The sequence below is a fragment of the Sphingomonas sp. GlSt437 genome (assembly GCF_048015635.2).
Lineage (GTDB): Bacteria > Pseudomonadota > Alphaproteobacteria > Sphingomonadales > Sphingomonadaceae > Sphingomonas.
Window position 1 is genome coordinate 451,142 of the sequence record NZ_JBPGYA010000001.1, and the last position, 18,893, is coordinate 470,034.

An 18,893-nucleotide genomic window follows, 5' to 3' on the forward strand; every position below is an offset into this window, starting at 1 on the left:
CGTCGGCGGCAGAGCCGCCTTTACATCGCGAGACAAAATAGCCGGCCCCCTTCGGTCCTCCGCTGCGCTTCGGCCGCGGCGCAAGAGCGCCGCGGTGCAGGCCCGTTCCGCTCCCGGTCCAGTGATCGCCACGAAGGCCGCGATGGGCGCGGCCGATCCGGCAAAGGACCTCACCATGACGACCGACCACGACGACACCGAATTCGAACCGCCGCACAGCTCATCCCCGACCGATCATGTCCTCAACGAGCTTCAGCTCTATGGCTACCGTCCCTTCCAGGACGAACCCGACCCAAGGCCACTTCCCGAAGGCAATGCCGTGGCCGGAGCCGTCGCCGACATTATCGACGCTCTCGTCTCGACCCTGAGCGACACGCGCCTCGAACCCGACCTCGAAGACCTGCTCTGGTCTACCGTCAATCTCTTCCACCGCGCCGTCGACCGCATCGAGCGCGAGCTCGACGACAATGAGCAGGCGCAGCGGCGCAGTCAGCGCGAACAGAACGGCTCGGAGGTGAAATCCGTCGAACTCGAACGGCTGACGGCAGAGGGCATCACGCTGACCGAGCGCCGCAACAGCATGGAGCTCTTTCGCGACCAGGCCGCCGAACATTTCGAGGTCCACACCGGCTCACCCTGGCGTCCCCGCTCGGGATCGCTAGTCAACCACCGAGCGCTCACGGCCGCGATGATCGACAGCCGCGACTTCCTGGCTGCGAAGCGACGGGCCGAAACCGAGGTGATGCTGCCGCCGGGACCGAAGATCGCACTCACCGGCGGCCTCGACTTCAACGATCATCACCTGATCTGGGATCGGCTCGACAAAGTCCACGCCAAGCATCCCGACATGGTGTTGCTGCACGGCGGCTCGCCGAAGGGCGCCGAACTCATCGCCTCCAAATGGGCGAGCAACCGCAAGGTGCCGCAGATCGCCTTCAAGCCCGACTGGACGAAGCACGCGAAGGCAGCTCCGTTCAAACGGAACGACGCAATGCTCGCCATCCTGCCGATCGGCGTCCTCCACTTCCCGGGCACCGGCATCCAGGACAACCTGGCCGACAAGGCGAGGAAGCTCGGCATTCCGGTCTGGAAGCATGGCGAGGGCGGCGCGTGAGCGTCGCCATTCGCCGTCTCAGCTATCGAGCAACTCCGGGCGGAAGAGCCTTCGCCGGCTGACGATCTTGCCGGAGACCATGAACACACCGTCGCCGGTATAGTGCAGCGTCTCTGGATGCTTCGGCGACTTGGCGACATGCGCCTTCACGACTTCGAAGATGAAGAAGTTGTACCTGTCGACCAGCGCATCGTCGACAAGACGGCATTCGAAGTTGGCGTGGCACTCCGCGATGAGCGGCGCCTTCACATGCGTCGCCGCTCGCGCTGTCAGGCCGAACTTCTCAAACTTATCGACATCCGCGCCGCTCGTGTTGCCGACGCCGACCACGACGTCGGTCAACGAGGTCGTCGGCAGGTTGATCACGCATTCGCGGCTCTTTCGGATGAGTTCGAAGCTGTAATTCCCGCCGGCAATGACGCAGCCGACGAGGGAGGGCGTGAATTCCATCACCGTATGCCAGCCCATCGTCATGATGTTGCGCCTGTCATCGAGTGCCGACGAGACCATCACGATTGGCCCAGGTTCCAGGTAGCGCCGGACCTGGGACACAGGGAAATCAAGCTTTTCTGCGTGCCTCGCCATTGGCTCTCCGCGTGATCCAAGAGGGCTGCTCGGCCCGGTCCGGACACCGCCGGCGCCCGCTGGGACGGGTTTACCCTCCCATTCCAAGCCGTCTTCGACTATACTTTGGATCGCGCCGTGGTGGTGGTGGAAGGCGCAGCCGTCACATCTCTTTTTGTCACGGAGGCACCGCCATGCTTGTCATCGGACTCATCCTCAGCATCTTTGGGATCGGCCTGTTCTGTTGGCTGATCTTCAACCTCGCTGTCTACGCGCTGCCCTTCTTCGTCGGCCTCACCGCCGGTATGGCCGCGTTCCACAGCGGCGCGGGCGTGCTCGGCGCGCTCCTTGTCGGGCTGGTCGTTGGAGCGCTGACGCTCGGCGTCGGCCAGATCGCCTTCGCACTCGTAAAGCCGATTCCCCTGCGCGCGGCCATTGCGGCCGCCTTCGCCATTCCCGCCGCGATCGCCGGTTACCACGCCGTGCTCGGCTTGTCGCAGATCGGCGTTCCATCGCTTCTCTGGCGCGAGTGCTTCGCCTGGATCGGCGCCATCGTCATCGGCGGCACGGCATGGGCGCGCATGACGGTGCTTGCCGAACCCCTTCCATTGCGGCCGGGCGGGGTTTCAACGACGGATGAGCCACAGCCGGTTTTCAAGGCCGCGACACACGAAGGCTGAGCCACGCCTCACATCGACGACCATTCGTTCACGATCGAGGCCTCGTGAGGTCGTTGGTAGAACGAGAATGGACCCGCGGCCCTTCGCAGCGCAGAGACTCGTCATACCGATCCCCCGGCGCCACATGAACTTCGGCAGAAGCGTTCCGTCGCGGTATTTCTGCGGCAAGCGATCCCGCCTTTTTCTACGCTATGGCTTCTTTCTCTACGCCTGAACGCGCCGACATCTTGTGCAGGACAACCGAGATCAGCCACGTCTTCTCCCGAGGATGCTGTTCAGAGCACGGACGCACCTGGCCTCGTGATGGCCTGATCTGGCCGAAGACCGGCTGCGCCTCGATCGCCTGAGCCGCAACGCCATCGGCTCGACTTTCTTCCCCTGGGCTAAAGCCCATTCCTCGCGAGGCAAGAAAGTCTCACCGCCGTCATCCTCCGCTGCGCTCCGGCCCGCGAGCGGGTGCGTCGTCGATCGTCCCCGGCCTGTCGATCGCCATCGAGGCCGCGGTGGTCGCGGGCTCGAAACCAGCAAGGAGAAGTGACATGGCTAACATCGGTTCTTTCAAGAAGGTCGGCAGCGACTTCCAGGGCGAGATCGTCACCCTGAGCTTGCAGACCAAGGGCGTCCGGATCGTCGCCGAGACCAACCGCTCCAACGAGAACGCTCCCAGCCACCGCGTCTATGTGGGCCGGGCCGAGATCGGGGCGGCGTGGTCGAAGCGCTCCAACGAGGGCCGCGACTACCTCTCGCTCAAGCTCGACGACCCCTCGTTCACGGCGCCGATCTTCGCCAACCTGTTCGACGACGAGGACGGCGAAGGCTTCACCCTCATCTGGTCGCGGCCGAACAAGCGCAACGGCGACTGAGGCTTCCGCGAAAGCCCCGCCCGGTCCCGCCGGGCGGGGTTCTTCTACACAGCCTCGTACCCGTCCCGGCTGCCCAGAAGCCTGCTTCAGAGCGCCTGAGCGGGGCGAATCACCCCTGAAAAAGCAGCACCGCGGCGACCCTTGGAGAGCCCGATTTCGGCGTTCAGGAAGGTGTTGAGCGCAGCGAAAACGACTATTATAGTCGTTTTCCTGGTGCGCGCAGATCGTCTGTCGGAGGTGATCATGAATGATCACCGGCCGACAAGTGCGGGCGGCGCGAGCCTTGCTGTTTTGGACGCAGGAGATGCTCGCCGAAAAGGCCCTGGTGGCTTTGACCGCCCTGAAACGCCTCGAATCGGAGCGCGAGCTGCCGGTTCACGACACGACGCGCGACCTGGTGCGGCGTGCGTTGGAAAATGCCGGCATCCTGTTCATGGAGTCGGATCGCGGTCGCGGCGTAATGCTCCTCAACGAAACGCCGAAGGGAATTTCGCGACGACGGGCTCTCTCGCGCTCGTCATAGTTAACAGGCAGTATACGACCAGCAGACGGGGTCCAACACGAGGAGCTTGGGATGGAATCGCCGCCGCTTGATCCCCCGGTGGAGGATGTTGCGCCGACGGCCGCGATCCTTACCGGGTACGACGAGCAGCATTTGGTGACGTATCTACGACTCCTCGACGCGGATGCCGAAGGCGCCGACTGGCAGGAGGTGACGAGGATCGTTTTGCACATCGATCCAGCACATGAACCCGAGCGTGCGCGCCGGGCCTGGGAAAGCCACCTCGCCCGCGCTCGCTGGATGACCGAAAAGGGATACCGTCATCTGCTCCACGGCGGTGCGCCACACTGAAAAAGTTCCGTGCAGCTTCTGCACCGCACGGTGCGACTCCAGTTAGTTTTCTGAGCGCCACCTTAGCGCGCATGCTCAAGGTCCAACCCATCCCGGTTGGGGAGGACACGCCAATGAGTACTGCCGATTGGCGATCGGCGGACGCGTATCAAGAGCTGCGGTCGCTCGACGCGCCGGCCTTCGCATTCGAATTTCTTCGCCGTAACCCCGAGTTCCGCGCAGACCACGCGCGGCTGGCGCGCAAGGCGCGCGGCCGGCCGCTTGAGGTCAGTGACGCCGATGCGTTCGCAGAACGCTGGGGGGTTCGATTTCGAAGACGGATTGCCGGAGCTTCCAGCAAGCGACGTTCGATGGACGGCCAAGGTACTTCCCAGTCTTGTCACGCTAACAAGAGCGGCGGAAGGCCTCGTCAATCCTAGCTTCATGATCGCCGCAAGCCTTATCGCCGCTCTCTCGCAAGTGGACCTGGAGGGCTTTGTTGACCTTGCCGGCGCGCATATGCGGATCGAAGGGCTCGATATGTCTGGACCGTACGCTGCCCTCCTGCCGCTCGATCAGCTCTTCGAGATCCGTGTCGCCGCCGCGCTCCGCCTGTGGCGGGCCTTGAACGGCCGCCGACCTGGATCTGATCCCGGAGCCCTCACAGCCGACCGCCAGGCGCGCTTCATCCTCGCACTCCGCGCGCTCGATGCGCGCCTCCTCGGGACGACCTATCCGGACATCGCGGCCGGGCTTTTCGACGCCGCGCCGATCTCGAAACGCGACTGGATCTCCCACGAGTTGCGCGACCAGACAGGCCGCCTCGTGCGCCTCGGATTCAAGTTGATGAGAGGCGGCTACCGGCAGCTTCTCGTCTATCCCTACCGGCGCCGAATCTGACGTTCGCCCCAGTCCGGGTGCGTTCTCACCACCCCGCGACATCGCACTATTGAGGCCGAGGCCCCTCCGCCACCGTGGTCGCCAATAGCCGCCGTCCTCCGACGGCCGCCCGCACGATCACGGAGGTATCCCATGTCCACCAGCCTCGCCGGCATTCCGCCGCGCTATCTGCGCACGCCCGAAGCCGCGCGTTTCGTCGGTCTCTCCATCCGCACGCTTGAAAAGCATCGCATCTACGGCACAGGCCCCCGCTACTCCAAACTCGGCGGGCGTGTCGTCTATCGCGTCGAAGACCTGCAGGAGTGGGTCGATGCGGCCGCGAAGGCGTCGACGTCCGATCCCGGCAGAGCCGTCGTTCTACCGGCACGCCGCCACTCGGCGGCGGAACTTGAGCAAGCCCGTCACCCGCGCCGCTGACAGCCCGATGTCGTCGCGCCACCGCACACGATCCGAACGCGAGCAGCTCGAACTGTTTCGGGCGCTGCCTGGCGATCTTGCACCACGCGATGCGCAGGACCTCATGGCCTATCCGTTCTTCTCCCTCGCCAAGACCCATCGCATCACGCCGATCGACTACCGAACAGGCGAAATCGCCATCCGCGTGGAGGCCGTGCCGGAGCATGGCATGGCGACCATCTGGGACGCCGACATCCTGATCTGGGCCGCCTCCCAAATTGTCCAGGCGCGCGACAACGGCCTGCGCACTTCGCGCCTCATGGCCGCCACGCCCTACGAGATTCTGACCTTCATCGGTCGCGGCGACAGCGCACGCGATTACCACCGCCTTAAGGCGGCCCTCGACCGTCTGCAATCGACCACCGTCGCTACCACGCTGCGGCAAGCGAGCGAACGCCGCGCACACCGCTTCTCATGGATCAACGAATGGACCGAACGCGCCGACGCCCATGGTCGCGCCGATGGCATCGATCTCATCGTGCCCGACTGGTTCTACAGAGCGATCCTCGACGACGCGCTCGTGCTGACCATCGATCGTGAATATTTCAAACTCACGGGCGGTCTTGAGCGCTGGCTTTATCGCATCGTGCGCAAGCACGCCGGCAGACAGCGCGCGGGTTGGCGGTTCGATTTCCGTCATCTCTACGACAAGTCGGCGAGCCTTTCGCCGTTCAAGCGCTTCGCCTTCGAGCTGCGTGACATCGCGCGCCGGCAGCCGCTTCCCGGCTACCGCCTCGACGTCGAGCACGATCGCGGCGGACACGAACTTCTCGCCTTTGCTCCCGCTCGGTTGTCCACAGGGGGCTGTGGACAAGCTGTGGAATCCCTCGTGCCATCGGGAACCGCCGCTCCCGTGCCATCGGGAACCGCGGTCCCGTGCCATCAGGAACCGGAAGCCGCGTTTTCTGCCGAAGATTCCATCGCTTACGGAACGCCTAACTTAGATTCTAACAGAGAAGAATCTAACGATTCTGTTGTTTGCGATCCGTCTGCGCGGTGCAAAACCGAAGGCGACGCGCCGTGATCGTCGCGCTCCTCAATCAGAAGGGCGGCGTCGGTAAGACCACGCTCGCCCTGCATCTCGCCGGTCACTGGGCCCGTCAGGGAAAGCGTGTGACCGTGATCGACGCCGATCCCCAAGGGTCGGCGCTCGACTGGTCCGAGCAGCGCGCGCGACGCCGCTTCGAGCGCTTATTCGGCGTCATCGGCCTCGCTCGCGATACGCTCCACCGGGAAGCACCCGAGCTCGCCCGCGATGCCGACCACGTTGTCATCGACGGGCCGCCGCGCATCGCGGCCTTGCTGCGCTCGGCGCTGCTCGCCGCGGATGCCGTCCTCGTGCCGGCCCAGCCGTCGCCTTTCGATGGCTGGGCCTCGGCCGAGATGCTGGCGCTGATCGCCGAAGCGCGCGTCTTTCGCCCCGCGCTCGTCGCGCGCTTCGCGCTCAACCGCTGCCCCGCCCGCACGATCATCGCGCGTGACACGGCGCAGAGCCTCGCAGATCACGATCCGCCAGCGCTCACTGCCCGCATCAGCCAGCGCGTGATCTTCGCTGACGCCGCACGCACCGGCCAGCTCGTGTTCGAGCACAAGAGCAGCGGCGCCGCCGCGCGCGAGATCGCCGCGTTTGCCGCCGAAACCGAAAGGCTCGCGCCATGACCGCGCGCCGCCAGAACGGCAGCTTTGCGTCCCGGCCGCGCGACGCGGAAGCCTGGATCAGAACACCGGATCACGGCGTCGGCGCCCCACCAGCGAGCGATCTCTACACCGCCCGTCTGACCGTGGACATCACGCCCGCGCTTCGTAGCCGCATCAAGATCGCAGCCTTCCAGCGCGGCGAAACCGTCGCCGACATGCTGCGCACGCTCCTCGCGCGCGAATTCCCCGAGACCGATGGAGGCAAGTCATGAGATTTGAACCCGACCTTGCGCGCGCACCAAGACCGGACGCCGCGCCATTGCTCACCCGTGTCGAGCTGACGTGGCTTGAGGGCCGCATCGAACACTGGATCCGTTTCGGCCGGGACTGCGGTGAGACGATCCTCGACCGCAGGCGACGCGTCCTCTCCTTCGCGCCAGGCAATGTGTTCGCGTTCGTGCGTTGGGCATCGAACGACTTCGGCACGATCATCTCGCGCATCGACATCGTTCAGTCGGTCACGCATGGCGTTGCCTACCAGACGCTTCCCTTCGTCCGCCCAGGTGGCGACATCCTGCTGCGCATCAGCGGCTGGCCCAAAGTCGAGCGTGTTCTGAAGGCGATCGACTCGGTCGAGGCGCTTGGCATCGAAGCCGCGGACGCGGCGCCGGATCACTGGCGGCACGTCCACAATCGGCTGTCTGCCGGATACGAGCCGCGCCCGTACAGTCGCGACCAGCACCGCGCGTGGCTCCTACGGCGGAGCACGCTGTCATGACGCGCTTTGGCTACGTCATGACGACGTATCTGGTGCTGCTGGTCTCGAGCTGCAGCGCAATCTTCCCCATGTCGCCCAGGTTCATTTGGAACGCCAGCGAGAGTGTCCCGATCGGGCTTTACGCCATTCGACCGGCCGGCATTCTCCATGTCACCGAGCTGGTCGTCGTCCGGCCGCCGAACACACTCGCACAATTCCTCGCTGATCGGCGCTATCTCCCCAAGGGTGTGCCGATGCTGAAACGCGTGCTTGCGCTTCCTGGGCAGATGGTCTGCCGGGATCAACGCACGATCACGGTCGATGGCGTTGCGATGGGGGAGGCTCTCGAGCGCGATACCCGCGGTCGGCCGCTTCCTGTCTGGCATGGATGCCAACGCATCCCCGAGGGCCAGGTCTTCCTGATGAACTGGCAGTCCGAAGACTCCCTTGACGGCCGCTATTTCGGGTTGCTCTCCCGCACCACGATTGTCGGCCGCGCCGATCCCCTCTGGACGCAGGAGGACGATTGACATGCCGCGGCGTCGCTCCACCGTCATCATCCGTGCGCGGCGGCCCTTCCGTGCCCCTTTCTCCTTACCGGCACGCCGTCGTTCAGAACCGTGCTTCGCTCGGATTCTGAGTATCCCATTCATCGCTGTTTGTCTGTCGGCGGGGGTGTTCGCACCCTACATGCCGGCCTGCGCCCAATCCGCGCCCGGACGTCCCATCACGCGCGTTGCCGTCGCGACCCGGTTCGATGCGCTCGTGGCCGAAGCCTCGCGTCGCTTCGGCATTCCGGCTGCATGGATCCGAGCCGTCCTGCGCGCAGAAAGCTTCGGCGACGTGCGCGCGATCTCGCCCAAAGGTGCGATGGGCCTGATGCAAATCATGCCCGAGACATGGGCTGCACTGCGCCGGCGCTACGGTCTCGGCGTCAATCCATACGATGCGCACGACAACATCATGGCTGGTGCGGCCTACCTACGAGAGCTGCACGACCGCTATGGAATTCCCGGCTTCCTCGCGGCCTACAACGCCGGTCCCGCACGCTGGGAAGATCACCTGGCCACTGGACGCCCGCTGCCGGCAGAAACGCGCGCCTACCTTACGAGGCTCGCGCCAATCGTCGGTGGCAGCGCGAACGACGACACGGCATTGCTCGCATCCATCGTGCGCTCCTGGACGGAAGCGTCGCTATTTCCCGAACAGCGGTCCGACGCGCCCAGCGACAAATCGACGGCAGCCCAATCGCGGGTGTCGACCGCCGCTAGCGTCAGCCCGCCGCAGGATTGGACGGGGCTTGCTCCACAGTCTGACGGGCTCTTCGTCGCCCTGTCGGCTGCAGGGCGATCGCAATGAGTGCTTTTCATTCGACGAAGGTGACGGACGGCTCGATCGAAGGATTGTGGGGAGCGGAACATCGGCGCAGGAAACCCACCAACGGACGGCAAGGGAAAAGGCCGGCCTTCGGCGCGGCTTATGTGGTTAGTTGTATTGGACAATTTACCGATATCACCGACTACCCCTGCTGGCGCTCACCTCGATTTGTCCAAGCAAATCAATGTCTGCACCGCCGTCGCACGCCTGAACACCCGGATTCGGCCCGATGACGACGCGCGACGACGACCTGCGCATCCGGCCCGGCCGCATCCAGCATGGCAACCGCGGCGGCAAACGTCCGCAGACATTCGTCGGCGAGGTGATGCGGGCCGCGAAGAAGGCCGGGCATGTCGGGAACAGCTTCCGCTCCGGCCAGGGGCGGAGCCGCTCCCGCTTCGGTCGTGGCCGGCGCGCCGCGGTCTCGATCCGGCTGCGCTCGAATGCCCGGCGCGTCGTCACCAAGGCGCGCGTCGTCCGCCACCAGGGTCCCCGATTCCGCTCGGCGCCTTTGCCGAAGCACATCGCCTATCTCAAACGCGAAGGCGTCACCAAAGACGGTCAGCCGGCGCGGATGTTCGATGCGGCCGGAGACGAAGCCGACGAGCGTGCGTTCGCCGAGCGCTGCAAGGACGATCGCCACCATTTCCGCTTCATCGTCTCTCCAGAGGATGCGGCCGAGATCGGCGACCTCAAGACGTTCACGCGCGAGCTGGTCGCCGACATGGAAAGGGACCTCGGCACCCAGCTCGACTGGGTCGCCGTCGATCACTGGAACACCGACAATGCCCATGTCCACCTCCTGATCCGCGGCCGCGCCGATGACGGCCAGGATCTGGTGATCAGCCGCGACTATATCAGCCGAGGAATCCGCGACCGGGCCGCCGAGCGGATCACGCTCGAACTTGGTCCGCGCACTGAACCGCAAATCCACAGCGCGCTTCAACGCGAGGTGGAGGCCGAGCGCTGGACAAGTCTCGATCGGGCGCTGCGCGACATTTCGGACGAATGCGGCGGCGTCGCAGATCTTCGGCCTGGTCCGAACGCCGAGGATCCGGAGCTGCGTCGACTGTTGCTCGGACGGGCGGCCAAGCTCGAACGTCTCGGCTTGGCCGATCCGGTTGGCCCGGCCTGCTGGACCCTCAAGCCCGGCCTCGACGGAACGCTGCGCCAGCTCGGTATCCGCGGCGACATCATCAAGACGATGCACCAAGCCATGAGCCGAAGCGGATCAGAACCGGACGTCAGCCGCTTCGCGCTGCATGGCGACGAGCCTTCCCATCCGGTGCTGGGCCGACTCGTCCAGCGTGGTCTCGATGATGAGCTCAAGGGCACGGCCTACGTCATCGTCGCCGGCGTCGATGGCCATACCCACCATTTGAGGTTTGCAGACCTCGAATTCACCGGCGATGCCACGCCCGGCGCGATCGTCGAGGTGCGCGCTTATGACGATCCCGATGGACGACGACGGCTATCGCTCGCGACCAGGTCGGATCTGTCCATTTCTGATCAGGTCGGGGCATCGGGAGCGACCTGGCTCGATCGTCAGCTTCTTGCGAAAGACCCACCGCTCAGCGGCAGCGGCTTCGGCGCCGAAGTCCGCGACGCGATGGATGCCCGCGCTGATTACCTGGTCGAGGAAGGCCTGGCCAGACGACAGGGCCAGCGCGTGATCTTCGCCCGCGATCTCCTTTCGACACTCCAGCGGCGCGAGCTTGAGGAGGCCACGGCCAGATTATCAGCCGACACGGGTCTGGCGTACCACCCGGCCGCTGAAGGCGAGCGTGTCGCTGGCGTTTATCGCGAACGGGTGACACTCGCGTCGGGGCGCTTCGCCATGATCGATGATGGGTTGGGATTCCAACTCGTGCCGTGGCGTCCGGCTTTGGAAAAGAACCTCGGCCGCGAAGTCCGCGGCGTCATGGCGCCGGGCGGACGAGTCGACTGGGACCCGGGACGGAAACGGGGACTGGGCCTGTGAAGGCGCGCCTGCGGTGCATCCGATTTCTGACCCAGCGTGTCCGGCCCTTTGATCCCATACGGTTCGTGCTTGCAGGAAGCGATCGCGGAAGCGCTGGTGTGGCGCCATGAACCCGACCAAAATACTCTGGCTGCAAGTCTTCGTTGTGTGCTCGACCACACTCGGCTTCGTCTGGGCCGCGACGCAATGGACGGCGTGGCAGCTTGCCTTCCAGCCGCAGCTCGGCAGCCCCTGGTTCTCGCTCTTCGGATGGCCGGTCTATTTCCCGGCGGCCTTCTTCTGGTGGTGGTTCTCTTTCGACGCTTACGCACACGACATTTTCGTCACCGGCGGCTTCATCGCTGGCGCAGGCGGGGTCGCTGCCTTCGTCGTCGCTGTCGCCATGTCGGTCTGGCGTGCGCGCGAGGTAAAGCGCGCCACGACCTACGGTTCGGCTCGCTGGGCCGAGGAACGCGAGATCCGCGCAGCCGGCCTTCTTCACCCAGACGGCGTGTTGCTCGGCCGCTGGCACGGAGCCTACCTCCGTCATCATGGACCCGAGCATGTGCTGTGTTTCGCACCGACCCGAAGCGGCAAGGGCGTCGGTCTTGTTGTTCCGACGCTGCTGACCTGGCCGGGAAGCTGCATCGTCCATGACATCAAGGGGGAGAACTGGACGCTCACCGCCGGCTGGCGTGCGCGGTTCGGCCGCGTGGTCCTGTTCGATCCGACCAATCCGCAAAGCAGCGCTTACAATCCTTTGCTCGAGGTCCGGCGCGGCGAGTATGAAGTCAGAGACGTCCAGAACATCGCCGACGTGCTGGTTGATCCCGAAGGGGCGCTCGAACGCAGGAACCATTGGGAGAAGACCAGCCACTCGCTTCTGGTCGGCACGATCCTGCATGTCCTTTACGCCGAACCCGACAAGACGCTCGCCGGCGTCGCCAATTTCCTCTCCGATCCGAAGCGACCAATCGAGAAGACGCTTCGGGCGATGATGACCACGCCGCATCTCGGCGAGAAGGGAGTCCATCCCGTCGTCGCCAGCGCCGCGCGAGAGCTGTTGAACAAGAGCGAGAACGAACGCAGCGGCGTACTGTCGACCGCGATGTCCTTCCTGGGCCTCTATCGAGATCCGGTGGTCGCGGCGGTCACACAACGCTGCGACTGGCGCATCCGCCACCTGGTCGAGGCTGAGCATCCTGTGACGCTCTATCTCGTCGTGCCACCCTCGGACATCAGCCGCACGAAACCGCTCGTGCGCCTCATCCTCAACCAGATCGGAAGACGGCTAACCGAAGAGCTAGAGAACAAGCGGCGGCGACATCGCCTGCTGCTGATGCTCGATGAGTTTCCCGCGCTCGGCAGGCTCGACTTCTTCGAGTCGGCATTGGCGTTCATGGCGGGCTATGGATTGAAATCCTTCCTGATCGCGCAGTCGCTGAACCAGATCGAGAAGGCGTACGGTCAGAACAATTCCATCCTGGACAATTGCCACGTGCGCGTCTCGTTCGCCAGCAACGACGAACGCACAGCGAAACGCGTGTCGGATGCACTTGGCACGGCCACCGAAATCCGAGCGATGAAAAACTATGCCGGCAGCCGACTCAGTCCGTGGCTTGGACATCTGATGATCTCCCGGCAAGAAACCGCGCGGCCGCTGTTAACTCCCGGCGAGATCATGCAACTCCCGCCCGACGACGAGATCGTCATGATATCGGGGAGTGCGCCCGTCCGGGCGAAGAAAGCTCGGTATTACGAAGACCCCGAGCTCGCCGGGCGGATTCTTCCGCCGCCCAGATCATCGGGCGGAAACGCTGTTCTTCAACCGCCAGCCCCCAACACGTCCCAGGTGAATACCTGGAGCGGCGCGATCGCGTCAGCGCCAACCGCCGCAGAGACGGACGATCCGGACAATGCGGGAATCCGGCGCGAACCCGAACTTCCGGACCACGAGGAGATTGTTCCCGAGCCACGAAAGCCGGTGCAGGAATTCGAGCCCGTCGAGGACGAGCCAGACGACGACGCCCAGCGCCAGCGGATCATGCAGCGCAATTTCGGCAGCGCGCGACAAATCTCGCTCGACGCGGACGATGACATGCAGATGTAGCCGTGCGCACGAAGCACACCTTTCGGCTTCCACCCGACCTGGCTACAAGGCTCGCCGATTACGCCGCCCGCAAGCGCGTGCCGCAGGCGTTGATCGTCGAGGCAGCGCTCGCCTCTTATCTTTCGCCCGATGCCGCGGACCGACTCGAAGCGGCGCTCGCGCGACGCCTGGACCGTATGGTCCGCGACATGGAGCGCATCGAGCGCCACGTCACGATCTCGAATGAAGCGCTCGCGGTGTTCGTCCGGTTTTGGCTGACCAGCACGCCGCCGCTGCCTGACACGGCGCTTGCCGCCGCGCAAACAAAAGGACGAGAGCGCTACGAAGGTTACATCGAAGCGCTCGGCCGTCGTCTCGCGCGCGGTCACAAACTAGCTGACGAGGTGATTCGCGACGTGCCAGCGCAAAAGGAGGGTTCAGCAGACACGCAGTCAGAATAGCGATCGTCCTTCTCGCTTGTCATTCTATCCCAGAGCCCTCCCGCCTCCTTGTTGTTGTTGCGGAGTCCCAGTTCCGGCTCTTTCTACTCAACCCCGCTGACATCTGCGCCTCCACAGGAGGCTAATTTGCGGGGCTCTTGTGACGACGATCTCCCTCCGATCTGAAGTATTCGCCCGAGGCGCGCGCATGCTGCGCACGGCGCTTGGTCCGGCGATCTCCGGCTATCTCGAAGATCCCAGCATCGTCGAGGTGATGCTCAACCCTGACGGTCGCCTCTGGATCGATCGGCTGTCAGGCGGTCTTGAAGACACCGGCTGTCGCGTCACGCCCGCGGACGCCGAGCGCATCGTGCGCCTGGTCGCGCACCATGTCGGGGTCGAAGTGCATGCCGGCAGCCCGCGCGTCTCGGCGGAATTGCCGGAAAGCGGGGAGCGGTTCGAGGGCCTGGTGCCGCCCGTGGTGGCTGCGCCGTGCTTTGCCATCCGGCGGCCGGCCGTCGCCGTTTACACGCTCGGCGACTACGTCGAGGCCGGCATCATGTCGGCCGACCAGGCCGAGCTGCTCCGCGCGGCCGTGCGCGACCGAAAGAACGTGCTGGTCGCCGGCGGGACGAGCACCGGCAAGACGACGCTGGTCAACGCGATCCTCGCAGAAGTCGCCAAGACCGGCGACCGCATCGTGCTCATCGAGGATACGCGCGAGTTGCAATGCGCCGCGCCGAACCTCGTGGCGCTGCGCACCAAGGACGGGGCTGCGTCGCTGTCTGATCTGGTCCGCTCGTCGCTGCGCCTGCGGCCCGACCGCATCCCGATCGGCGAGGTTCGCGGGGCAGAGGCGCTCGATCTTCTGAAAGCCTGGGGCACGGGACACCCCGGGGGCGTGGGCACGCTGCACGCAGGCTCCGCCATCGGCGCACTGCGCCGGCTCGAACAGCTCATCCAGGAAGCCGTGGTCACCGTTCCGCGCGCGCTCATCGCCGAGACGATCGACCTCATCGCGGTCCTCGCCGGCCGCGGCTCCGCGCGCCGGCTCGCCGAGCTCGCCGCGGTGAAGGGCCTCTCGCCCGCCGGCGACTACGTCCTCACCCCCGCAGGAGAACCGTGATGTTAATCAAGGATGCCCGCCGTGCGTTCGCCACGGCAACCGCCTTCGTCTTCGTCGCCCTCGCGACCGCGCCGGCCTATGCGGCCGGATCGAACATGCCGTGGGAGCAGCCGCTCAACCAGATCCTGGAGAGCATCCAAGGGCCCGTGGCCAAGGTCGTGTCGGTGATCATCATTATCGTCACCGGTCTGACGCTCGCCTTCGGCGAGACCAGCGGCGGCTTCCGTCGCCTCATTCAGATCGTCTTCGGCCTCAGCATCGCCTTCGCAGCGTCGAGCTTCTTCCTGACCTTCTTCCAGTTCGGCGGCGGGGTGACGGTGTGATGGAGCAAGATGGCGTCATCGCCGGCTTCTATGCGCCCGTTCACCGAGCGTTGACCGAGCCGATCCTCTTGGGCGGCGCGCCGCGCGCCGTGGCGATCGTGAACGGCACGCTTGCTGCCGCGATCGGGCTCGGTCTTCGGCTCTGGATCGTCGGCGGCCTCATCTGGCTTGTCGGTCACATCGCCGCCGTTTGGGCGGCGAAGCGTGACGCCGCCTTCGTCGACGTCGTGCGTCGGCATCTGCGTTATCCGCAGCACATGGTCTCGTGAGGTTCGCCCAATGATGAACCTTGCCGAGTATCGTCGCCATAACCAGAGCCTCGCCGACTTCCTGCCGTGGGCGGCGCTCGTCGCCAAGGGCGTTGTTCTCAACAAGGATGGCTCCTTCCAGCGCACCGCACGCTTTCGCGGTCCAGACTTAGATTCTTCCACGCCTGCCGAGCTGGTGGCCATCACGTCGCGTCTCAATAACGCGTTGCGTCGCCTTGGTTCCGGCTGGGCCGTGTTCATTGAGGCCCAGCGTGTGCCGGCGCACAGGTATCCGTCAACTCAATTTCCGGATCCCGTTTCGGCGCTGGTCGATGCCGAGCGTCGAGCCCAATTCGAAGAAGAAGGCGCGCATTTCGAGAGCGGCTACTTCCTGACACTGCTCTGGCTGCCGCCCGCCGATGACGCGGCCCGCGCGGAAGCTTGGCTCTATGAGAACCGCGCCCAGGGCGCCGCCGACTGGCGTGCCACGCTCGAAGGCTTCGTCGACCGCACCGATCGCGTGCTCGCGCTGCTCGAAGGCTTCATGCCGGAATCGGATTGGCTCGATGACGCCGAGACCCTGACCTACCTGCATTCCTGCATCTCGACGCGGCGCCAGCGCGTGCGCGTGCCGGAAACGCCGATGTACCTCGACGCCATCCTGGTGGACGAGGACCTGACGGGTGGCCTCGAACCACGGCTCGGCCGCGCACATCTGCGCACGCTCACCATCATGGGCTTTCCATCACAGACCTGGCCGGGCCTGCTCGACGACCTCAATCGCCTGGCGTTTTCCTATCGCTGGGCGACACGCGCCATCTGCCTCGACAAGACCGACGCGGCCAAGCTCCTCGGCAAGATCCGCCGTCAGTGGTTCGCCAAGCGCAAGAGCATCATGGCGATCCTCAAGGAGGTGATGACCAACGAGGCGTCGGTGCTGATGGACTCCGACGCCGCCAACAAGGCGCTCGATGCCGACGCCGCTCTGCAAGAACTTGGCACCGACCTCGTCGGCGAGGCCTACGTCACCGCCACTGTTACCGTCTGGGACGATGATCCGCGGATCGCGGACGAGCGCCTTCGCCTGGTCGAGAAGGCCATTCAGGGCCGCGACTTCACCTGCATGCGCGAAGGCGTCAACGCGATCGAAGCCTGGCTTGGGTCTCTCCCAGGGCATGTCTACGCCAATGTCCGGCAGCCGCCGATCTCCACGCTCAACCTCGCGCACATAATGCCGTTTTCGGCGGTTTGGGCCGGGCCGGAACGGGACGAGCACTTCCAGGCGCCGCCGCTTCTCTTCGCCAAGACCGAGGGATCGACCCCGTTCCGCCTCAGCCTACATGTCGGGGATGTCGGCCACACCTTGATCGTCGGCCCGACGGGCGCCGGCAAGAGTGTGCTGCTCGCGTTGATGGCCTTGCAGTTCCGGCGCTATGCCGGTGCACAGGTCTTCGCCTTCGACTTCGGCGGCAGCATCCGGGCGGCGGCGCTCGCGATGGGCGGCGATTGGCACGATCTCGGCGGAGCGCTCTCCGACAGCGCCGCCGAGCCCGTCGCGCTCCAACCGCTCGCGCGGGTCGATGATCCCGGAGAGCGCGCGTGGGCCGCCGAATGGGTCGCGGCGCTCCTCGGTCGCGAGTCCGTCACCGTCACTCCGGAACTGAAGGAACACCTATGGTCAGCGCTGACTTCGCTTGCGTCCGCGCCTATCCAGGAGCGCACCATCACCGGGCTCTCGGTGCTCCTGCAATCAAATGCCCTGAAACAGGCGATCCAGCCCTACACCGTGGCAGGCCCCTGGGGACGACTGCTCGACGCGGAAACGGAGCGGCTCGGCGAAGCCGAAGTCCAGGCTTTCGAAACCGAAGGGTTGATCGGCGCGGGCGCGGCTCCAGCCGTCCTATCCTATCTCTTCCATCGCATCGAAGATCGCTTCGACGGCCGACCCACCTTGCTCATCGTCGACGAGGGTTGGCTCGCCCTCGACGATCCCGGCTTCGCCGGGCAATTGAGAGAGTGGCTGAAGACGCTTCGGAAAAAAAATGCCAGCGTCATCTTTGCCACGCAGTCGCTTGCCGACATCGACGGCAGTGCGATCGCACCAGCCATCATCGAGAGCTGCCCGACCCGCATCCTGCTTCCCAACGAGCGCGCGCTCGAGCCGCAGATCGCGGCGATCTACCAGCGCTTCGGTCTCAACGATCGCCAAATTGAGATTCTGAGCCGCGCGACGCCGAAGCGCGAATATTACTGCCAGTCGCGGCGCGGCAATCGCCTATTCGAACTCGGGCTGTCCGAAGTCGCGCTCGCCTTCACCGCCGCCTCGGCGAAATCCGATCAGACCGCCATCGAAGAGCTGCTCGCGGAACACGGCCGCGGCGGCTTCACCGCCGCCTGGCTGCGTCGAAAGGATCTCGACTGGGCAGCGGACATGCTCACCCACAACCAGGAGACCACGTCATGATCCGTCACCGCTTGCGCGCCTTGCTCATCGCAGGCGCCGCCGCTTTCACCATTACGGCCTTCGCCAGCGGACCGGCGCGTGCGCAATGGATCGTGTTCGATCCGACCAATTATGCGCAGAACATCCTGACCGCCGCGCGTGAGCTTCAGCAGGTCAACAATGAAATCCAGATGCTGGAGAACCAGGCGACGTCGCTGATCAATCAGGCGCGCAATCTCGCAAGCCTGCCGTACTCGTCGCTCACGCAGCTTCAGCAGCAGATCACCCAGACCCAGCAGCTCCTCGCGCAGGCGCAGCGCATCGCCTACAGCGTCTCAAGCATCGACCAGTCGTTCACGCAGACCTATCCGCAGGCCTATTCCAGCGGGACGTCGTCGCAGCAGCTTCTCACGGATGCGAAGAGTCGCTGGCAGAACGCACTCGCCGGGTTCCAAGATACGATGCGCGTGCAAGCCGGCGTTGTGAGCAATCTCAACACCACGCGGACGCAGATCAACGCTTTGGTGTCCTCCAGCCAGTCGGCGACCGGCGCGCTGCAGGCCGCACAGTCGGGCAATCAGCTCGTGGCGCTTCAGACCACGCAGCTTGCGGACCTGACCGCGCTGATGGCGTCGATCGCACGCGCGCAGAGCCTCGATGCCGCGCGGACCCTTGAGACGCAGGCGCAGGCACAAGCGCAGACACAGGCATTCCTCAACTACGGCGCTGGTTACCAAGCCGGCTCCGCGCAGATGTTCCATTGATGCGAACCCGGCTTCTCAATCTGCCTGCTGTCGGCCGGGCTGTCGGCTTTTTGCTTGTCGCCATCGCGATCGTCGCGGCGGCACTGCACTTCCACACATCGCCTCCACGCCTCGAGCCGCGTGCGATGGAGAAACACACGCCCGACTCGCTCGCCGAAGAGCTCAAGCGGTGTCAGCTCATCGCCGACCAGGCCAAGGACGATCCGGCCTGCGAGGCGGCCTGGGCTGAAAACCGCCGCCGCTTCTTCACCTATACGCCGGCCTCCGGACCGAAGAACCCGACTCCGGCTCCAGCCAAGAACACCGACAGGTAAGCATC

At 65.0% G+C, this 18,893-nt stretch carries 22 protein-coding genes and 2 pseudogenes; 23 read left to right on the forward strand and 1 reads right to left on the reverse strand.

The genetic code is table 11. The features are described from left to right. Positions 1-175: 175 nt before the first annotated feature. The gene (locus ACLB0R_RS02410) at positions 176-1,114 is read left to right on the forward strand and encodes a DUF2493 domain-containing protein (protein WP_416643078.1); all 939 of its coding nucleotides are present in this window, start codon (positions 176-178) and stop codon (positions 1,112-1,114) included. Between the two features lie 18 nt (positions 1,115-1,132). On the opposite strand, the gene ACLB0R_RS02415 is transcribed toward ACLB0R_RS02410, so the two are convergent. Further along, on the reverse strand, positions 1,133-1,699 hold the full coding sequence (locus ACLB0R_RS02415) for a flavin reductase family protein (RefSeq protein WP_434953686.1): 567 nt from the start codon (positions 1,697-1,699) through the stop codon (positions 1,133-1,135). Positions 1,700-1,872: 173 nt separating this feature from the next. On the opposite strand from ACLB0R_RS02415, the gene ACLB0R_RS02420 reads away from it, so the two are divergent. The 22 genes and pseudogenes from ACLB0R_RS02420 to trbK-alt all read left to right on the forward strand — a co-directional run bounded on the left by ACLB0R_RS02420 (position 1,873) and on the right by trbK-alt (position 18,888). Then, positions 1,873-2,358, forward strand: a complete 486-nt coding sequence (locus ACLB0R_RS02420) for a hypothetical protein (RefSeq protein WP_416641781.1) — start codon at positions 1,873-1,875, stop codon at positions 2,356-2,358. 539 nt (positions 2,359-2,897) lie between these two features. Continuing rightward, on the forward strand, positions 2,898-3,221 hold the full coding sequence (locus ACLB0R_RS02425; RefSeq protein WP_416641782.1) for a DUF736 domain-containing protein: 324 nt from the start codon (positions 2,898-2,900) through the stop codon (positions 3,219-3,221). 247 nt (positions 3,222-3,468) lie between these two features. Next, positions 3,469-3,744: an XRE family transcriptional regulator gene (locus ACLB0R_RS02430; protein WP_416641783.1), complete on the forward strand. Its 276-nt coding sequence runs from the start codon at positions 3,469-3,471 to the stop codon at positions 3,742-3,744. A 51-nt stretch (positions 3,745-3,795) separates the two neighbouring features. Further along, a complete protein-coding gene (locus ACLB0R_RS02435; RefSeq protein ID WP_416641784.1) occupies positions 3,796-4,074 on the forward strand; it encodes a DNA -binding domain-containing protein in 279 nt (92 codons plus the stop codon). Between the two features lie 113 nt (positions 4,075-4,187). Beyond that, positions 4,188-4,328, forward strand: a pseudogene (locus ACLB0R_RS02440) (transcriptional regulator domain-containing protein); the annotation flags it as partial. A 25-nt stretch (positions 4,329-4,353) separates the two neighbouring features. Beyond that, a complete protein-coding gene (locus ACLB0R_RS02445) occupies positions 4,354-4,953 on the forward strand; it encodes a DUF2285 domain-containing protein (protein ID WP_434953687.1) in 600 nt (199 codons plus the stop codon). Between the two features lie 132 nt (positions 4,954-5,085). After that, on the forward strand, positions 5,086-5,370 hold the full coding sequence (locus tag ACLB0R_RS02450) for a helix-turn-helix transcriptional regulator (protein WP_416641787.1): 285 nt from the start codon (positions 5,086-5,088) through the stop codon (positions 5,368-5,370). Between the two features lie 7 nt (positions 5,371-5,377). Beyond that, positions 5,378-6,193 (forward strand): annotated as a pseudogene (locus ACLB0R_RS02455) (replication initiator protein A); the annotation flags it as partial. 236 nt (positions 6,194-6,429) lie between these two features. Next, positions 6,430-7,068, forward strand: a complete 639-nt coding sequence (parA, locus tag ACLB0R_RS02460; protein WP_416641788.1) for a ParA family partition ATPase — start codon at positions 6,430-6,432, stop codon at positions 7,066-7,068. Next, positions 7,065-7,319, forward strand: a complete 255-nt coding sequence (locus ACLB0R_RS02465; RefSeq protein ID WP_416641789.1) for a hypothetical protein — start codon at positions 7,065-7,067, stop codon at positions 7,317-7,319. The genes parA and ACLB0R_RS02465 overlap by 4 nt, the downstream gene beginning before the upstream one ends. Then, positions 7,316-7,825: a DUF2840 domain-containing protein gene (locus ACLB0R_RS02470; RefSeq protein ID WP_416641790.1), complete on the forward strand. Its 510-nt coding sequence runs from the start codon at positions 7,316-7,318 to the stop codon at positions 7,823-7,825. The genes ACLB0R_RS02465 and ACLB0R_RS02470 overlap by 4 nt, the downstream gene beginning before the upstream one ends. Further along, positions 7,822-8,334 (forward strand): S26 family signal peptidase, encoded by a 513-nt coding sequence (locus tag ACLB0R_RS02475; RefSeq protein ID WP_416641791.1) that lies wholly within the window; start codon positions 7,822-7,824, stop codon positions 8,332-8,334. Before ACLB0R_RS02470 ends, ACLB0R_RS02475 begins: the two co-directional genes overlap by 4 nt. Positions 8,335-8,479: 145 nt before the next feature. After that, positions 8,480-9,163: a lytic transglycosylase domain-containing protein gene (locus ACLB0R_RS02480; RefSeq protein WP_416641792.1), complete on the forward strand. Its 684-nt coding sequence runs from the start codon at positions 8,480-8,482 to the stop codon at positions 9,161-9,163. Positions 9,164-9,410: 247 nt separating this feature from the next. Next, on the forward strand, positions 9,411-11,162 hold the full coding sequence (locus tag ACLB0R_RS02485; protein WP_332116666.1) for a relaxase/mobilization nuclease domain-containing protein: 1,752 nt from the start codon (positions 9,411-9,413) through the stop codon (positions 11,160-11,162). 106 nt (positions 11,163-11,268) lie between these two features. Continuing rightward, positions 11,269-13,251 carry a conjugal transfer protein TraG gene (locus ACLB0R_RS02490; protein WP_168073751.1) on the forward strand — a complete coding sequence of 661 codons (1,983 nt, stop codon included), beginning with the start codon at positions 11,269-11,271 and terminating at the stop codon, positions 13,249-13,251. A gap of 2 nt (positions 13,252-13,253) precedes the next feature. Beyond that, positions 13,254-13,691: a ribbon-helix-helix domain-containing protein gene (locus ACLB0R_RS02495; RefSeq protein ID WP_168073752.1), complete on the forward strand. Its 438-nt coding sequence runs from the start codon at positions 13,254-13,256 to the stop codon at positions 13,689-13,691. 187 nt (positions 13,692-13,878) lie between these two features. Continuing rightward, a complete protein-coding gene (gene trbB, locus ACLB0R_RS02500; protein WP_074551690.1) occupies positions 13,879-14,796 on the forward strand; it encodes a P-type conjugative transfer ATPase TrbB in 918 nt (305 codons plus the stop codon). Further along, on the forward strand, positions 14,796-15,119 hold the full coding sequence (locus ACLB0R_RS02505) for a TrbC/VirB2 family protein (protein ID WP_012047194.1): 324 nt from the start codon (positions 14,796-14,798) through the stop codon (positions 15,117-15,119). The genes trbB and ACLB0R_RS02505 overlap by 1 nt, the downstream gene beginning before the upstream one ends. Next, positions 15,119-15,388 (forward strand): VirB3 family type IV secretion system protein, encoded by a 270-nt coding sequence (locus tag ACLB0R_RS02510; protein ID WP_168073753.1) that lies wholly within the window; start codon positions 15,119-15,121, stop codon positions 15,386-15,388. The genes ACLB0R_RS02505 and ACLB0R_RS02510 overlap by 1 nt, the downstream gene beginning before the upstream one ends. A gap of 10 nt (positions 15,389-15,398) precedes the next feature. Continuing rightward, positions 15,399-17,831: a conjugal transfer protein TrbE gene (gene trbE, locus ACLB0R_RS02515; RefSeq protein ID WP_168073754.1), complete on the forward strand. Its 2,433-nt coding sequence runs from the start codon at positions 15,399-15,401 to the stop codon at positions 17,829-17,831. Next, complete coding sequence (trbJ, locus tag ACLB0R_RS02520; RefSeq protein WP_416641793.1) at positions 17,828-18,574, forward strand: P-type conjugative transfer protein TrbJ; 747 nt, start codon at positions 17,828-17,830, stop codon at positions 18,572-18,574. Before trbE ends, trbJ begins: the two co-directional genes overlap by 4 nt. Continuing rightward, positions 18,574-18,888 (forward strand): putative entry exclusion protein TrbK-alt, encoded by a 315-nt coding sequence (gene trbK-alt / locus ACLB0R_RS02525; RefSeq protein WP_168073758.1) that lies wholly within the window; start codon positions 18,574-18,576, stop codon positions 18,886-18,888. Before trbJ ends, trbK-alt begins: the two co-directional genes overlap by 1 nt. Positions 18,889-18,893 lie beyond the last annotated feature (5 nt).

What these genes read in the sequence shown, in the direction of transcription:
- ACLB0R_RS02410 (WP_416643078.1), top strand. Translation starts at nt 176, where the DNA reads ATGACGACCGACCACGACGACACCGAATTCGAACCGCCGCACAGCTCA.
- ACLB0R_RS02415 (WP_434953686.1), bottom strand. Translation starts at nt 1,699, where the DNA reads ATGGCGAGGCACGCAGAAAAGCTTGATTTCCCTGTGTCCCAGGTCCGG.
- ACLB0R_RS02420 (WP_416641781.1), top strand. Translation starts at nt 1,873, where the DNA reads ATGCTTGTCATCGGACTCATCCTCAGCATCTTTGGGATCGGCCTGTTC.
- ACLB0R_RS02425 (WP_416641782.1), top strand. Translation starts at nt 2,898, where the DNA reads ATGGCTAACATCGGTTCTTTCAAGAAGGTCGGCAGCGACTTCCAGGGC.
- ACLB0R_RS02430 (WP_416641783.1), top strand. Translation starts at nt 3,469, where the DNA reads ATGATCACCGGCCGACAAGTGCGGGCGGCGCGAGCCTTGCTGTTTTGG.
- ACLB0R_RS02435 (WP_416641784.1), top strand. Translation starts at nt 3,796, where the DNA reads ATGGAATCGCCGCCGCTTGATCCCCCGGTGGAGGATGTTGCGCCGACG.
- ACLB0R_RS02445 (WP_434953687.1), top strand. Translation starts at nt 4,354, where the DNA reads ATGCGTTCGCAGAACGCTGGGGGGTTCGATTTCGAAGACGGATTGCCG.
- ACLB0R_RS02450 (WP_416641787.1), top strand. Translation starts at nt 5,086, where the DNA reads ATGTCCACCAGCCTCGCCGGCATTCCGCCGCGCTATCTGCGCACGCCC.
- ACLB0R_RS02465 (WP_416641789.1), top strand. Translation starts at nt 7,065, where the DNA reads ATGACCGCGCGCCGCCAGAACGGCAGCTTTGCGTCCCGGCCGCGCGAC.
- ACLB0R_RS02470 (WP_416641790.1), top strand. Translation starts at nt 7,316, where the DNA reads ATGAGATTTGAACCCGACCTTGCGCGCGCACCAAGACCGGACGCCGCG.
- ACLB0R_RS02475 (WP_416641791.1), top strand. Translation starts at nt 7,822, where the DNA reads ATGACGCGCTTTGGCTACGTCATGACGACGTATCTGGTGCTGCTGGTC.
- ACLB0R_RS02485 (WP_332116666.1), top strand. Translation starts at nt 9,411, where the DNA reads ATGACGACGCGCGACGACGACCTGCGCATCCGGCCCGGCCGCATCCAG.
- ACLB0R_RS02490 (WP_168073751.1), top strand. Translation starts at nt 11,269, where the DNA reads ATGAACCCGACCAAAATACTCTGGCTGCAAGTCTTCGTTGTGTGCTCG.
- trbB (WP_074551690.1), top strand. Translation starts at nt 13,879, where the DNA reads ATGCTGCGCACGGCGCTTGGTCCGGCGATCTCCGGCTATCTCGAAGAT.
- ACLB0R_RS02505 (WP_012047194.1), top strand. Translation starts at nt 14,796, where the DNA reads ATGTTAATCAAGGATGCCCGCCGTGCGTTCGCCACGGCAACCGCCTTC.
- ACLB0R_RS02510 (WP_168073753.1), top strand. Translation starts at nt 15,119, where the DNA reads ATGGAGCAAGATGGCGTCATCGCCGGCTTCTATGCGCCCGTTCACCGA.
- trbE (WP_168073754.1), top strand. Translation starts at nt 15,399, where the DNA reads ATGATGAACCTTGCCGAGTATCGTCGCCATAACCAGAGCCTCGCCGAC.
- trbJ (WP_416641793.1), top strand. Translation starts at nt 17,828, where the DNA reads ATGATCCGTCACCGCTTGCGCGCCTTGCTCATCGCAGGCGCCGCCGCT.
- trbK-alt (WP_168073758.1), top strand. Translation starts at nt 18,574, where the DNA reads ATGCGAACCCGGCTTCTCAATCTGCCTGCTGTCGGCCGGGCTGTCGGC.